General features: G+C 61.5%; 13 protein-coding genes. 5 read left to right on the top strand and 8 right to left on the bottom strand.

Going from position 1 to position 14,263, the window contains the following annotated elements; genetic code table 11:
* Window positions 1-91: 91 nt before the first annotated feature.
* The 6 genes from AC3WKX_RS24315 to AC3WKX_RS24290 are packed head-to-tail and all read right to left on the bottom strand — an operon-like array spanning window position 92 to window position 6,271.
* The gene (locus tag AC3WKX_RS24315) at window positions 92-1,606 is read right to left on the bottom strand and encodes an ABC transporter substrate-binding protein (protein WP_102606486.1); all 1,515 of its coding nucleotides are present in this window, start codon (window positions 1,604-1,606) and stop codon (window positions 92-94) included.
* A gap of 51 nt (window positions 1,607-1,657) precedes the next feature.
* Window positions 1,658-2,629: an ABC transporter ATP-binding protein gene (locus AC3WKX_RS24310; protein ID WP_003218833.1), complete on the bottom strand. Its 972-nt coding sequence runs from the start codon at window positions 2,627-2,629 to the stop codon at window positions 1,658-1,660.
* Entirely contained in the window at window positions 2,626-3,582 is a 957-nt protein-coding gene (locus tag AC3WKX_RS24305; protein WP_102368420.1) for an ABC transporter ATP-binding protein, read from the bottom strand. Before AC3WKX_RS24305 ends, AC3WKX_RS24310 begins: the two co-directional genes overlap by 4 nt.
* Window positions 3,579-4,436, bottom strand: coding sequence for an ABC transporter permease (locus AC3WKX_RS24300; RefSeq protein WP_003218837.1), 858 nt, complete (start codon window positions 4,434-4,436; stop codon window positions 3,579-3,581). Before AC3WKX_RS24300 ends, AC3WKX_RS24305 begins: the two co-directional genes overlap by 4 nt.
* Window positions 4,433-5,380, bottom strand: coding sequence for an ABC transporter permease (locus AC3WKX_RS24295; RefSeq protein ID WP_003218838.1), 948 nt, complete (start codon window positions 5,378-5,380; stop codon window positions 4,433-4,435). Before AC3WKX_RS24295 ends, AC3WKX_RS24300 begins: the two co-directional genes overlap by 4 nt.
* A 3-nt stretch (window positions 5,381-5,383) precedes the next feature.
* Complete coding sequence (locus AC3WKX_RS24290) at window positions 5,384-6,271, bottom strand: proline iminopeptidase-family hydrolase (protein ID WP_102606485.1); 888 nt, start codon at window positions 6,269-6,271, stop codon at window positions 5,384-5,386.
* Between the two features lie 182 nt (window positions 6,272-6,453).
* Here AC3WKX_RS24290 and AC3WKX_RS24285 point away from each other — a divergent pair, with 182 nt between their 5' ends.
* Both AC3WKX_RS24285 and AC3WKX_RS24280 read left to right on the top strand, forming a co-directional pair.
* Window positions 6,454-7,218 carry a LuxR family transcriptional regulator gene (locus AC3WKX_RS24285; RefSeq protein ID WP_102606484.1) on the top strand — a complete coding sequence of 255 codons (765 nt, stop codon included), beginning with the start codon at window positions 6,454-6,456 and terminating at the stop codon, window positions 7,216-7,218.
* Between the two features lie 94 nt (window positions 7,219-7,312).
* The gene (locus tag AC3WKX_RS24280) at window positions 7,313-8,245 is read left to right on the top strand and encodes a proline iminopeptidase-family hydrolase (protein WP_102606483.1); all 933 of its coding nucleotides are present in this window, start codon (window positions 7,313-7,315) and stop codon (window positions 8,243-8,245) included.
* Between the two features lie 116 nt (window positions 8,246-8,361).
* Here AC3WKX_RS24280 and AC3WKX_RS24275 read toward each other — a convergent pair whose 3' ends face one another.
* Window positions 8,362-9,873, bottom strand: a complete 1,512-nt coding sequence (locus tag AC3WKX_RS24275) for a nucleobase:cation symporter-2 family protein (RefSeq protein WP_010176247.1) — start codon at window positions 9,871-9,873, stop codon at window positions 8,362-8,364.
* Window positions 9,874-10,045: 172 nt separating this feature from the next.
* Between AC3WKX_RS24275 and AC3WKX_RS24270 the strand changes: the two genes are divergently transcribed.
* Window positions 10,046-10,996 (top strand): LysR family transcriptional regulator, encoded by a 951-nt coding sequence (locus AC3WKX_RS24270; protein WP_102605617.1) that lies wholly within the window; start codon window positions 10,046-10,048, stop codon window positions 10,994-10,996.
* Window positions 10,997-11,140: 144 nt separating this feature from the next.
* The gene (locus AC3WKX_RS24265) at window positions 11,141-11,974 is read left to right on the top strand and encodes a nucleoside-binding protein (RefSeq protein WP_102605618.1); all 834 of its coding nucleotides are present in this window, start codon (window positions 11,141-11,143) and stop codon (window positions 11,972-11,974) included.
* Here AC3WKX_RS24265 and punC read toward each other — a convergent pair.
* Window positions 11,971-13,164: a purine nucleoside transporter PunC gene (gene punC, locus AC3WKX_RS24260; protein ID WP_102605619.1), complete on the bottom strand. Its 1,194-nt coding sequence runs from the start codon at window positions 13,162-13,164 to the stop codon at window positions 11,971-11,973. The two genes, AC3WKX_RS24265 and punC, sit on opposite strands and share 4 nt — an antisense overlap.
* A gap of 122 nt (window positions 13,165-13,286) precedes the next feature.
* Here punC and punR point away from each other — a divergent pair, with 122 nt between their 5' ends.
* Complete coding sequence (gene punR, locus AC3WKX_RS24255; RefSeq protein ID WP_003218855.1) at window positions 13,287-14,219, top strand: DNA-binding transcriptional activator PunR; 933 nt, start codon at window positions 13,287-13,289, stop codon at window positions 14,217-14,219.
* The last annotated feature ends 44 nt before the right edge of the window (window positions 14,220-14,263 follow it).

The following is a 14,263-nucleotide window of genomic DNA, read 5'->3' as shown; positions in this document are numbered from 1 at the left end:
GGCGGAGTGTCAGTCAACAGAGATATCGACTGATCCACCGCCTTCGCGAGCAAGCCCGCTCCCACATTTGTATTGCGGTGATCTCTAGAACTTAGTTCTTCACCACTTCCTCAAGCGTGAAGCGCCCCAACGGGTTTTGCAGGAAGTTGCTCACGTTCTTGCGTGAGATGTTGATGTACGGGCTGTAGTACAAGTCGATCCAGTTCACATCCTGTTTCGCCATTTTCTGCAGGTCGACGTACATCTGCTCACGCTTGACCGGATCCGCCTCGATCCGCGCGGCCGCCACCAGGTCCTTCACTTTGTCGTTCTTGTAGCGGGTCATGTAGTTCTGGTTGGTGTCGTGGCCCAGCACGAAGGTGGTCTTCTGGTCCGGGTCGAGGATGTCGTTGGTCCAGTACATCACCGAAATATCGTAATCGCCGTCCACCAGCATCTGCCAGCTTTGGGTCGGGTCGACCTTTTGCAGGTTGGCCGTCACACCGACCTTGGCCAGTTGATCCTTGATCATCACCGCAATCTGCTCGTCGGCTTCGTTGCCGGCGTTGACCACGTAGTTGAGCTTCAAGTCCTGGGCGCCGGCAGCCGCCAGCAGCTTCTTGGCTTCGGTCGGGTCATACGGGCGTTGCAGGTTGTTGGCGTAGTGGTACAGCGAGCCTTTTGGGATGTAGGAATAGGCCACGGTGCCCTGGCCGAAGGTGGCGGTTTTCACCAGCGATTGTTTATCGATGGCCATGTCCAGCGCCTGGCGCACTTCCGTCTTGGCCAGCAGGCCGTGGGCGTGGTTGATCAACAGGTGATCTTCACGGGTAGACGGGTCGGAGTGCACCACCACGTTCTTGTCTTTTTTCAGCTCTTCAACCCGGGAAAACGGGACGAAGATCGCCGTGTCCAGCTCGTTGTTCTGCACCATGCGCATGCGGGTGTTGTCGTCGGTGACGGAGACCCATTCCACACCATCCAGGCTGACGTTGCTGGCCTGCCAGAAGTTCGGGTTCTTTTTCAGGATCACCCGATCGCCCTTGCGCCACTCGCCCACGGTAAACGCGCCAGAGGTCACCGGGTTTTCCGAGTAGGCGTCTTCGCCCATCTGGGTCATGGCCTTTTCCGACAGGATCGACACCGTCGGCGAAGCGAGTTGCGAGAGGAAGGCCACCGCCGGGGTTTTCAAGGTCACTACCAGGGTTTGCGGGTCGCTGGCCTTGGCGGTGTTGATCAGGCTGAACGGGTCGCTCCACAGCGAGGCCTTGTTGTCGCGGATGCGCAACAGGCTGAAGGCAGCGTCTTCGGCGGTGATCGGCGAGCCATCCGAGAACTTCGCGGCACGCAGCTTGAAAGTGTACGTCAGGCCGTCCTTGGAAATGTCCCAGCTTTCGGCCAGCCCCGGTTCCATCTTGGTGCCCAGGTTGTCCACGCGTACCAGGGTGTCGTAGACGTTGGCGAACACCCAGGTATCGCGGTTCTGCGCGCTTTTGATCGGGTCAAACGTGGTGCTGTCTTCGCGGCAACCGATGGTCAGCACACCTGCGGCGTGGGCAATACCGGCGGTCAGCGACCAGGCGGTGAGTGTGGCGGCGGCGAGCAACTTCAAGTGACGGGATTGCATGTCATAACTCCTTGTCTATAACGGCGGTTGTTCATGATCGGCAGGAAGGGTTCAAAGCAAAGGTTCTTCAAGCACGCAACTGTACCGATGCGTTTGCACAACGTGAGTCGGCGGCAATACCTCGGCACACACGGCGCGTGCATGTCGGCAACGCGGGTGAAAGGCGCAACCGCTGGGCAGTCTCAACGGGCTGGGTGGCTCGCCCGGCAAAGGCTCGCTGGGCAGCGGGCGGTACGGATCAATCTCCGGGATCGCCTGGATCAACGCCGCCGTGTAGGGGTGACGGGGCGTGGTGAACACTGCCTCCACCGGGCCTTCCTCGACGATTTTCCCCAGGTACATCACCGCCACCCGATCACACAGGCGGCGGACGATGGCCAGGTCGTGGGCGATAAACAGGATCGCCAGGTTCATGCGCTGTTGCAGTTCCAGCAGCAGGTTGATGATCTGGCCCTGGATCGACACATCCAGGGCAGCCACGCATTCGTCGGCGATGATCAGCCGCGGCTCCACCGCCAGCGCCCGGGCAATGCCGACGCGCTGGCACTGGCCGCCGCTCAGGGAGCCGGGCTTGCGGCTGGCAAGCTCGGGGCGCAGGCCTACCAGATCGAGTAATTCGTCGACCCGGCGTGGGATGTTTTCCGACGCCACCTTGCGCTGCACCCGCAGGACTTCGGCAATGGTTTCGCCGATGGTCAGCCGCGGGTTCAGGGCCGCGTAGGGATCCTGGAAGATCATCGCCGTCTCGTGCCGCAAACGGGCGATATCGACCGGCCCGGCGTGGGCCATGTCGATGCCGTCAAACACCACCTGCCCGGCGCTGATGGGGTTGAGGTGCAGGATCGCCCTCCCCAATGTGCTTTTGCCGCTGCCGGACTCGCCCACCAAACCCAGTGTTTCACCGGCGGCCAGGGTCAACGACACCCCGTTGACCGCCCTCACCCACTGTTTATTCAGGCCGAACAGGCCGCTGCCGGCGGCGGCAAAACGCACCTCAAGGTCATTCACCTGCAACAACGTCATGGGCGAACTCCCAGGGGATAGTGACAGGCCACCCGCGCGCCTTCCGGCAGCAGCTCGGTGCACAAGCTGCCGACTTGCGGGCAGCGCGGGTTGAACCGGCAGCCCTTGGGCAATGCGTCGAGCAATGGCGGTTGGCCGGCGATGGTGCGCAACAGGGCGTGGCCGCTGCTGGTGGCGGGCTGGCACTCGATCAGGCCGGCGGTGTAAGGGTGTTGCGGGTGTGCCAGCAGCTCGTATTTGCTGCCGTGTTCGCACAGGCGCCCGGCGTACATCACGGCGATGGAGTCGCAGGTTTGCGCCACCACGCCCAGGTCGTGAGTGATCATGATGATCGACAGGCCACGCTGGTCCCGCAGGTCCAGCAACAGCCGCAGAATCTGGGCTTGCACGGTCACGTCGAGGGCGGTGGTCGGTTCGTCGGCAATCAGCACCTTGGGATTGCAGCCAAGGGCCACCGCGATCATTGCCCGCTGGCGCATGCCGCCGGAAAACTCGTGGGGGTAATTGTCGATCCGCGCCTGGGGATCGGGAATGCCGACCTGGCGCAGCACTTCGATAGCCTGCAAGCGCGCCTCCTTTTTCGACGCGCCCTGGTGCAGTCGGATGCCTTCGGCGATCTGCTCGCCGATGCGCATCAACGGGTCGAGGTGGCTACTGGGGTTCTGGAAAATCATCCCAAGTTGCCCACCGCGTACCGCGCGCATGCCGGCGTCATCCAGCTGCAGAAGGTCCTGGCCCGCCAGGCGCACCGAACCGCCCTGCACCCGCAGGCTCGGGGACGGCAGCAAGCGCATCAGCCCGCGACAGGCCATGGTCTTGCCCGAACCGCTTTCGCCCACCAGGCCGAGGATTTCACCTTCGGCCAGGTCGAACGACACCCGGTCCACCAACGTTACGTCGCGCCCGGTGTTATTGGCGATGACGCTCAGGTCCTGCACCTGCAACAGGCTCATGAGCGATCCCCCAGCACTTGCGCCACACCATCGGCCAGCAGGCTGAAGCCCATGGCCAGGGTCACGATGGCCAGGCCCGGGAAAGTGCAAATCCACCAGGCGGTGGTGATGAACGCCTGGCCTTCGGCAACCATGGTGCCCCACTCGGCGGTCGGCGGTTGTACGCCCAGGCCGAGGTAGCTGACCGCTGCGCCGTTGAGCAGCACCAGCACTGCGTCAGACATCGAGAACACAATCGAACCGAACATCGCGTTGGGCAACAAATGCCGGAACAGAATGCGCCCATGGCCAAAGCCCAGGCTTTTGGCGGCCAGGGCGAAGTCGCTTTCCTTGAGCACCAGGATCTGCGAGCGGATCAGCCGCGCGTAGGACACCCAGCCCACCAGCGCCATGGCTATGTAAAAGCTTTTCAAACCCGGGCCGAGAATGGCCATGATCGCCAGCATCAGCACCAGGAAAGGGAACGCGAGGATCACGTCGATCACCCGCATGCAGAAGCTGTCGAAACGCCCGCCGATGTAGCCAGACACCGCACCGACGAAGGTGCCGATCAGGAACGGAAAGATCACCCCCACCACCGCCAGTTGCAGGTCGATGCGTGCACCCCAGATCACCCTCGAAAGGATGTCTCGCCCGTAGTTGTCCGTGCCAAATGGATGGGCCTGGCTGGGGCCCAGCAAACTGATATCGGTGTTTTGCGCAATCGGATCAAAGGGTGCGATCCAGGGGGCGAACACGGCCAGCGCCAGCCATGTCAGCAGAATCAACAGGCCCCAGGCCGCCGTCAGCCGGCCATTGCGAAAACCAAAGCGCAGGCGCAGGCGCCATGGGGCGATCAATGGGCGGCTGCTCATTGCATCTTCACTCGCGGGTCCAGCGTGACCGTCACCACATCGGCAACAAAGTTGACCAGCACGGTGGCACAGGCCAGCACCATCGCCACGCCCTGCACCACCATGTAGTCGCGGGTGAAGATGCCGCGCACCAGCAATTGGCCGATGCCGGGAATCGCAAACAGGCTTTCGATCACCACCGTGCCGCTGATCAGCCAGCCAATGTTCACCGCCAGCAGGTTCACCGCCGGCACCAGGGAATTGGGCAGCACATGACGACGAAACACCGCCGCCTCCGACAACCCGCGCGCCCGGGCGGCGGTAACGTGGTCAGCCTGCAATTCCATCAACATGCTCGCCCGCAGGTTGCGCACCAGCACCGCCGACAGCGCCAGGGCGATGGTCAGGCACGGCAGAACCATGTGGTGCGCCTTGTCCAGCCAGGTGCGCCCATACCCGGAGACCGGAAACAGGCCCCATTGCACGCTGAGCAACAGGATCAGCATCAAGCCCAGCCAGAACGCCGGCATGCCCAGGCCCACCGTAGTGAACAGCCGGATCAGGTTATCCGCCCAGCCACCTTTATTACGCGCGGCCACGGTGGCCAGCGGCACGGCGATCAACAGCGCCAGCAGCACACTGCCGAGCACCAGGAACAGGGTCGGCTCGATGCGGGTGACGATCAGTTTCAGCGCGTCGACCTTGTACAGCAGTGACTGGCCGAGGTCGCCCTTGAGCAGGTTTTTCAGGAAGTAGAAATATTGCAGCCACAGCGGCTGGTCGAGGCCATACTGGGCGCGGATCTTCAGCAAGGCGTCCGGGGTGCTGCGCGAACCCAGCAGGGCCCGCGCCGGGTCGCCGGGAATCGAGCGCACCAGCACAAAGGTGATCAGGCTGATGCCAAACAGCACCGGCAGCAATTGCAGCGGCCGGGACAGCACAAAACGGTAACGCGCCAGGTTCATCCGTCAGCCTCGATGACGAGCGAGGAAGTCCAGCAGCACCGGGAAGTATGCCTGGGGCTCTTCGTAAAACGGCATATGGCTGCTGTTGGGGAACACGTGCAGCTCGGCGTGCCGGGCCGCGCTTTTCATGCGCATGGCGCAGGCCGGGGTCAGTTCGTCGTGCTGGCCGGTGGTGATCAGTATCGGCATCTTGAACTCGCCCATCTCGGGGATGCGGTTCCAGTCCTTGAGGTTGCCGATGTAGAGAAATTCGTTTGGACCCTGCATGGTTTCGTAGGGGCCCATGTTCCAGTCGCCGAGGGAACGCTGGACCGGCGCCGGCCATTCGTCCAGGCGGCAGACGTGGCGGTAGTTGAGCAAGGTGATGGCGGCCTGGTACTGCGGGTGATCGAGGGTGCCCATGGCTTCATGGCGCTGCATCATCGCCACGGTTTCGCTGCCCAGGGCGCCGCGCAGGCGTTCCAGCTCGAGGGACAGGTGCGGAATGTCGCCGACGGTGTTTTCCAGGATCAGGCTTTTCAGCGCATCGGGGTAGTGAATGGCGTACTCGATGCCCAACCATCCGCCCCAGGAATGCCCCAGCAAGTGCACGCGGCCAAGGCCAAGGGCCTGGCGCACGGTTTCGACTTCTTCGACATAACGGCTGATTTCCCACAGCGAAACATCGGTCGGTCTGGCTGAAGCGCCCGTGCCAAGCTGGTCGAATGCAACCACTCGCAGGCCGTTGTCCTTGAGCCAGCCATGGGCGTCGCGCAAGTAGTCGCAAGGCAGCCCGGGGCCGCCATTGAGGCACAGCAACACTTCATCGCCTTCGCCAAAGCTATAGGCCACGAGGTTGTGGCCATCGACCTGCACGTTGTACCGCTGGTCGGGGGCAATTTCACGCCACATGCATACATTCCTTGTTGTGTGTCGGCCCTGTGGAGAGTGGCCGTTTAGAGGCCAACACTACCGAGGATGCCGCGTGTCCATAACCTGGTAATTCTTATAGGTTTGGTCTGGCAGTCCTTCGCCGGGGCGTGGCATTCTACTTGCAGCAAGACGAGATTCAAATGAAATCGGGAGCAGAACGGATGCTGGCCAGGCTAACTGCGTTTAATGACCGTCTCATCCCCGGCAGGAGCCTGGATGAACAGATGGACAACACCCTCGTATTGGCCCAGGACCTGGGTTTTGATGCGTTGGTCTACGACTACACCCCCGTGCCCATTGACCATAATGGTGCACTGATCACCCCTTCTGTGCTGCAACTGCGCAATACCCCGCCCGACTGGTACAACCTGTGGTGCAGCTCCGGTTTTTATCAGATCGATCCGGTGCAACACCTCGCACTGTCGACGGTTTCACCATTTGTGTGGTCCTACGAGGCCAAGACCGATACCGCGCTGCAAAAAATCATCGACCCCTGCCACGCCCCGGTTTCCAGCTACTTGCACGACCGCCAGATGACCTGCGGCGTCAGCGTGCCGATCCATTTGCCCCGTGGCGGCTTCGCCTCGCTGACCGGCCTGCGCACCGGCAAGGCCAGCGCCGTGTTGCAGGACGCCCGCCAGACGCTGTCGGAATTCAGCCTGATTACCCACGCCTTGCAGGAAGCGGCCTACCCGCTTTTCAGCAAGGAACTGCGCTCCTACCCGCATATCCGCCTGACCAAGCGTGAGCGCGAATGCCTGAAATGGGCCGCCGACGGCCTGACCGCCGCCGAAATCGCCACGCAATTGAGCCGCTCCCTGGCAGTGGTTACCCTGCACCTGGCGTCGGCCATGCACAAACTGGGGGCCAAGAACCGGGTGCAAGCGGTGGTAAGGGCCACTCATTACCGGCTGCTGGAAGACTGATCCGAAGGAAAAACCTAGCTGTTTTGCTAGTTACTTAAACTTTCTGTGCCGACTATCGTGTACCTGATCACTTTTTCTCAGGGCAGGGCACGAAATGGAATTCATCGAAACAATCCGCGAAGGCTATGCGGCCTTTCGCGACTACCAGACCTGGTATCGGGTAACCGGCAACCTGGACAGCGGCCTCACGCCGCTGGTCATCCTCCATGGTGGCCCGGGTTGTACCCATGATTATGTCGATGCCTACAAGGACGTAGCCGCCAGTGGCCACGCGGTCATTCACTACGACCAACTGGGCAACGGCCGCTCCACCCACCTGCCTGACAAAGACCCTTCATTCTGGACCGTCGGCTTGTTCCTCGAAGAACTGGACAACCTGCTGGACCATCTGCAGATCAGCAACAACTACGCGATCCTGGGTCAATCCTGGGGCGGCATGCTCGGCAGCGAACACGCCATCCTGCAACCCAAGGGCCTGCGTGCATTTATTCCGGCCAACTCGCCGACCTGCATGCGTACCTGGGTTGCCGAGGCCAACCGCCTGCGCAAGCTACTGCCTGAAGGCGTGCACGAGACCTTGCTCAAGCATGAACAGGCCGGCACCTACCAGGACCCTGAGTACCTGGCCGCCTCGCGGATTTTCTATGACCAGCACGTGTGCCGGGTCAATCCGTGGCCGGAAGAAGTCGCCCGCACATTCGCCCAGGTGGATTCGGACCCGACGGTGTATCACGCCATGAGCGGCCCGACGGAATTCCATGTGATTGGCAGCTTGAAAGACTGGAACGTGATCGGCCGGCTGTCGAAGGTCAATGTGCCGACCCTGGTGATTTCCGGTCGCCATGACGAGGCCACGCCGCTGGTGGTCAAGCCGTTCCTGGATGAGATCGCCGATGTGCGCTGGGCGCTGTTTGAAGACTCCAGCCACATGCCGCATGTTGAAGAGCGACAGGCGTGCATGGGGACAGTGGTGCAGTTTTTGGATGAGGCTTGTTCGGTGCCCCACAGAACGCTCAAGACTGGCTGAGATCAAAATGTGGGAGCGGGCTTGCTCGCGAAGGCGGTGGATCAGTCAGCATATTTAGCGACTGACACACCGCCTTCGCGAGCAAGCCCGCTCCCACATTGGACTCTTTGTGGCTGTTACACCTCGCTGGTCTGCGCCCTGCCGTGCACCGCCGCTTTCTTCGGCACTTCCTCCAGCAACGGAATCTCCTTGCCCTCGGCATCAAACAGCTTGCCGCCGCTGAAGTAATCCCCGTCCCGCAACGCCGCCACGTCCTGGAAGCACAGGCTGCGTTCCGTCCCGGCAACGAATACCGACTGCTGGTCCGAGTTGCCCGCGGTGAAGTGGTTGAACGCCAGGTTCAACAGGATCGCCATGATCGCCGACGAACTGATCCCCGAATGGAAAATGGTCGCGAACCAGCTCGGGAAGTGATCGTAGAAACTCGGGGCTGCAATCGGGATCATGCCAAAACCGATGGAAGTGGCGACGATGATCAGGTTCATGTTGTTGCGGTAATCAACCTTGGACAAGGTCCGGATACCACTGGCAGCCACGGTGCCGAACAGCACGATCCCGGCCCCGCCCAGCACCGAAGTCGGCACTGCCGCAATCACCCGCCCCATGAACGGCAGCAGGCCGAGGATCACCAGGAATATCCCACCGGTGGCGACCACATAACGGCTCTTGACCCCGGTAACCGCCACAAGCCCGACGTTTTGTGCAAACGCGCTCTGGGTGAACGAGCCGAAGATCGGCGCAAACATGCTCGACAGCATATCCGCACGCAGGCCATTGCCGAGGCGCTTGGAGTCGACTTTGGTGTCGATGATTTCACCCACCGCCAGAATGTCCGCCGAGGTTTCCACCAGCGTCACCATGACCACGATGCACATGGAAATGATCGCCGCGAGATGGAAGGTTGGCATGCCGAAATGGAAGGGTGTGGGAAAGCCGAACATCGGGCCCTGGGTCACGCTGGAGAAGTCAGCCATGCCGAGGAACACCGCGATAACCGTGCCGATCACCATCGCCAGCAGGATCGACAGCCGCGAGATGGTCGCGCTGCCGATCTTGCTCAGCAGCAATACCAGCACCAGGGTCAGCGCCGCCAGGCCGATGTTCGGCATGCTGCCGAAATCTGCGGCGCGGCTGTTGCCGCCCATGGCCCAGCGGGCGGCGACGGGCATCAACGTCAGGCCGATGGTAGTGATCACAATCCCGGTGACTAGCGGCGGGAAGAATTTGGTGATTCGCGAGAACACCGGGGTGATCAGCAGGCCTATCAGGGAGGCGGCCATCACCGCCCCGAGAATCGCCGGGATGCCACCCGCACCATCACTGCCAACAATCGCCACCATAGTCGCCACCCCGGCAAAGGACACCCCCTGCACCAGCGGCAACTGGCAGCCGAAAAACGGCAGGCCCAGGGTTTGCAACAGCGTAGCCAGGCCTCCGGCAAATAGCGAGGCAGCGATCAGCAGGCCAATATCGGCCGGCGACAACCCGGCCGCCTGGCCGACGATCAACGGTACAGCCACGATGCCGCCGTACATGGTGAGCACATGCTGCAGGCCGTAAGCCATGTTGGCCGCGACGCCGAGATTCTCATCTTCTGGCCGCTGCGGTGACGCCTTCGGGATAGTCATGGTGAGGGGTTCTCTGTTTTTGTTGTGCACTCACTGTATGCAATAGAAAGATTGGATGTCCATAGAGTTGTATACAATCATTTTCACAAGAACACCCTGAATGCCGTTACAAAAATCCATTCAGCCGCCCTGCCCCGTGGCTCGAAGCGCTGCGCACAAGGACTTGAAAAAAATGCTCAACCGCAAGCTGCGCATCCACGCCCCGGCGATTTACTACTTCGACATGGTTCGCCGCTGCCACTCGATCCGCGAAGCCGCGCGCCGCCTGAACGTGGCGTCTTCGGCGGTGAACCGGCAGATCCTCAAGCTGGAAGACGAGGTGGGTGCGGCGCTGTTCGAGCGCCTGCCCGGCGGCCTGCGCCTGACGGCGGCCGGGGAAATCCTGACCCGCCACGTGAGTTTCCTGTTGCAGGATGTGGAACGCGTGCGCGGTGAACTGGATGGCTTGAACGGCGTGCAGACCGGCCATGTGGAAATCGCCACGGTGGAGGGCGCCACTGTGGAACTGCTGCCCGCCGCTCTCAAGCGCATGCGTGAGCGTTATCCGAAAGTGACTATTGGCGTCACGGTACAAGGTTCGCAATCGATTCCCGGTGCGGTGGTCAACGGCCAGGCTGACCTGGGGTTGGCCTTTGCCTTACCGCGCAGCAGCGAAACCATCCAGGTGTGTGTCGGCCATTTCCGCCTGGGGGCGTTGATGGCGCCGGGGCATCCGTTGGCCGGTGAAACCAGCGTGAGTTACGCGCGCTGCTGTGAACACGGGGTGATCCAGGCCAAGAGCGAGCTCTCGGTTCACCACCTGATCGCACCGCTGCACAAGCGTTCGGCGGCGACGAACAAGCCACTGCTGCACAGCAACTCGATGGAGCTGGCCCGGCAACTGGCGCGCCAGCAACTGGGCATCGCGTTCCAGACGCGCATTGGCGTGGAGGTGGATTTAGCCCGCGGCGAACTGCTGCACATTCCGCTCAGCGACCAGGGCGGGATCTTCAGCGACCTGGGCCTGTACGCCCGCAAAGACCGGGACTTGCCGATGGCGGTGCAAGCCATGGCCCATCTGCTCAGTGAAGAAATCAGTTTGCGCGAACATCAGGAAACACCCTGGGCGCCGCGTATTTCCTGACTCTCAGGCCAATTTCAGTGCTGCCGTTTCGGCATCGGCCCAGGCGAGATTCTGTTCTTTGGAACCCACAACGGATGTGCCGATACTGCGCCCGGCGACCCTTGCGCGGTCGCCATGAGCCAAAACGCCAAAGGAATTAAAACAATGAAAAAGGCACTGCACGGCGCAACCGTATTACTCACATTGTTCGGCGGCGGGGAGGCTGTCGCGTTGGAATGGATGAACAACAGCATAGGATTTCGCTACGGGCAACAGTTCACCAACCCGAACAACCCGGATGAATTCAGCAAGCGCATCTACAGCTTCACCCACGCCAGCGGCTACCAGTACGGCAGCAACTACCTGAACCTCGATGTGTTCCTGTCCGACAGCCGCGACCCGCGCAAGGGTACCGACCACGGCGGCAGCGAAGTGTATGCGGTTTACCGGCACCAGCTGTACGCCTCACGGGTATTCGATGTGCCGCTGGGCACCGGGGTGATCAAGGATTACGCACTGACCTTCGGCTTTGACGCCAACCGCAACAACAACCTGGCCTCGGCGAAAAAACGCGCACTGGTGATTGGCCCGACCTTGAAGTTCAACACCGTCGGCGTGCTGGACCTGAGCCTGATGTACTACAAGGAAAGAAACCATTCCGGCATCCCTGGCGCGAAAGACCCCGATCACACCTTCGACGATACCTACATGCTCAACCTGACCTGGATGCGGCCTTTCGAGATCGGCAACCACGGGGCGAAGTTTCAGGGGTTTATCAATCACGTCGGGGAAAAGGGCGAAGACTTCCATGGCCGCGACACCGCGCCGGAAACCCTGATGCGCACCGCGCTGATGGTGGCGGTGCGTCCGGGCAAAGGCGTCAAGCCCAATCTCTACCTGGGCGTCGGCTATGAGTATTGGCATAACAAGTTCGGCGTGGACGGCGGCCGGGGTAGCCGCACGTCAACGCCGACGGTGAACATGGAAGTGACGTTCTAGCGGGCGCGCACCAGGTCGGCATCGCCATCGTCGACCTTCGGTCGCGCCAGCCAGTAGCCCAACACGGCCAATGGCGCGGTCGCCAGCATCACGATCGCAGTGATCAACAGCGGCTGGTCGATCATCGACGACACGATCAGGCTCGCCAGGAAGCACAACCCCAACTGCAAGGTGTTCTGCAATGCCGCCGCCTTGCCGGAATTTTCCGCAAACGGCATCAGTGCATTCGCCACCACGATCGGGTAGCTGGCGCCATTGACCAGGGCCATCAGGCAGAACGGAATCAGCAAGGTGGCGAGCGTCGGCACGGTCAAGGTCGCGACGAGGTACAGCGCGACCATGCTGATGCAGTACGCCAGCAGCAGCCACGGCAACAAAGTCTTGCCCTGGAGCCGCTGCAACGCACTGCGGCAACTGTAGCCACCGATCAGGAACGACAGCGTTGGCAATACGTAGCTCAAGCCGATGTCATTCGGGCTGTAGCCCATCCCGCCAAGGATGAACGGCGAGGCGGTAAGCCAGGCGAAGAAACTGGCCGAGCATGCGGCAAAGATCATCACGTTGCCGGTGAACACCCGCGACTTGAGCAATTGCCCATAGCCGATTCGGGACGGTTCGCCGTCGGTTGTCAGGCGTTTCGGCAGCGGCCTGAGAAACAACGTAGGCAGCAGCAGGAGCAGCGAAACCACCAACAACACACCGAAAATCGCCTGCCAGCCCCAGTGATTCAGCATCAGCGCTCCCAGCAATGGCGCCAGGGCCGGAGACAGTGACATCAGCGGCATAATGCCGGCGAACACCCGATGGGCCTTGTCCGCCGGGTAGCGGTCGATCACCAGCGCCTGCCAACTGACGGCGGCGGAACACACGCCAATCGCCTGGACAAAACGCAAGGCCAACAGCTGCGGTGCGGTCTCGACCCAGAACATCCCCAGGCAGCCGAGCACAAACAGGGAAAGGCCCGTAAGCAGCACCGGCTTGCGTCCCAACCGGTCGGACAGCGGCCCCCACAGCAACTGCCCGACGGCAAAGCCGGCGAGGAAAATGCTCAGGCTCGCGCCCACCGCGCCGGGGGAAATCTGCAGTTGCTCGCCCATGGCGCCAAACGCCGGCAAGTACATATCCATGGCCAGATAGCCGAGCATGCTCAGCCCCGCCAGGTACCAGGTGAATCCAAAAGAATTTTTCATTGAAGCCTTGTATAACCTGCCATCAAACTATTTGCTGACTGGCGCCTATTATGAAGCTGAGCAAATCCCTGTGAAGCGATAATAATTGGACACTCTTATCAATAATTTTGAAGGCAAACCCCATGTGGTCTGAATATTCCCTGGATGTGGTGGATGCAGTGGCCCGCCACGGCAGCTTCAGCGCCGCCGCCCAGGAACTGCACCGCGTGCCGTCAGCCATCAGCTACACCGTGCGGCAACTTGAAGAATGGCTGGCGGTGCCGCTGTTCGTCCGACGGCATCGGGATGTGGAGCTGACACCCGCAGGTAAATTGTTCATCGACGAAGCCCGCGGCGTCATGAAAAAAATGCTCGGCACCCGCCGGCTGTGCCAGCAAGTGGCAAATGGCTGGAGTGGCCAGTTGAAAGTCGCGGTGGATTCCATCGTTAAACAGCAGCGCTGCCGGCAGTTGGTACTGGATTTCTATCGGCAGTTCCCGGAGGTGGAATTGCTGTTGGATTACGAGGTGTACAACGGGGTGTGGGATGCCCTGGCCGATGACCGCACCGATATCGTGATCGGCGCCACCAGCGCGGTGCCGGTGGCCAGTCAATTCACGTTTCGTGACATGGGCCTGCTGAACTGGCTGTGCGTGGTCAGCAGCCGGCATCCGCTGGCAGCGGTCGAAGGCCTGCTCAGCGATGACCAACTGCGGCCCTTCGCCTCCCTGTGCATGACCGACACCTCGCGCAACCTGCCCAAGCGCGACACCTGGACCCTGGATAACCAGCGTCGTTTGGTGGTGCCGCACTGGGCTTCGGCGATTGATTGCCTGCGGGATGGCCTGTGCGTCGGCATGGCACCGGCGCACCTGGTGCAGCCGTGGATCGAGCGCGGCGAGCTGAGCGCCCTGCAACTTTCCCGGCCCTTCCCTGCCAGCCCGTCGTGCGTGGCCTGGGCACAGAACAAACTGTCGCCGGCCATGGCCTGGTTGCTGGATTACCTGGGGGATACCGAGACCCTGAATCAGGAATGGCTGAACGGGGTGCAGGTGGGCTCCGGCTACCCCGTTTGACTGATCGTTCCCACGCTCTGCGTGGGAATGTAGCCAGTGACGCT

The organism is Pseudomonas sp. GP01-A4 (assembly GCF_058780865.1).
The sequence above is the reverse complement of the archived record's forward strand: the minus strand, read 5'-3'. Positions and strand labels throughout refer to the sequence as shown.

Coding starts and splice junctions, on each gene's coding strand:
- AC3WKX_RS24315 (WP_102606486.1), bottom strand. CDS start 1,606: ATGCAATCCCGTCACTTGAAGTTGCTCGCCGCCGCCACACTCACCGCC.
- AC3WKX_RS24310 (WP_003218833.1), bottom strand. CDS start 2,629: ATGACGTTGTTGCAGGTGAATGACCTTGAGGTGCGTTTTGCCGCCGCC.
- AC3WKX_RS24305 (WP_102368420.1), bottom strand. CDS start 3,582: ATGAGCCTGTTGCAGGTGCAGGACCTGAGCGTCATCGCCAATAACACC.
- AC3WKX_RS24300 (WP_003218837.1), bottom strand. CDS start 4,436: ATGAGCAGCCGCCCATTGATCGCCCCATGGCGCCTGCGCCTGCGCTTT.
- AC3WKX_RS24295 (WP_003218838.1), bottom strand. CDS start 5,380: ATGAACCTGGCGCGTTACCGTTTTGTGCTGTCCCGGCCGCTGCAATTG.
- AC3WKX_RS24290 (WP_102606485.1), bottom strand. CDS start 6,271: ATGTGGCGTGAAATTGCCCCCGACCAGCGGTACAACGTGCAGGTCGAT.
- AC3WKX_RS24285 (WP_102606484.1), top strand. CDS start 6,454: ATGCTGGCCAGGCTAACTGCGTTTAATGACCGTCTCATCCCCGGCAGG.
- AC3WKX_RS24280 (WP_102606483.1), top strand. CDS start 7,313: ATGGAATTCATCGAAACAATCCGCGAAGGCTATGCGGCCTTTCGCGAC.
- AC3WKX_RS24275 (WP_010176247.1), bottom strand. CDS start 9,873: ATGACTATCCCGAAGGCGTCACCGCAGCGGCCAGAAGATGAGAATCTC.
- AC3WKX_RS24270 (WP_102605617.1), top strand. CDS start 10,046: ATGCTCAACCGCAAGCTGCGCATCCACGCCCCGGCGATTTACTACTTC.
- AC3WKX_RS24265 (WP_102605618.1), top strand. CDS start 11,141: ATGAAAAAGGCACTGCACGGCGCAACCGTATTACTCACATTGTTCGGC.
- punC (WP_102605619.1), bottom strand. CDS start 13,164: ATGAAAAATTCTTTTGGATTCACCTGGTACCTGGCGGGGCTGAGCATG.
- punR (WP_003218855.1), top strand. CDS start 13,287: ATGTGGTCTGAATATTCCCTGGATGTGGTGGATGCAGTGGCCCGCCAC.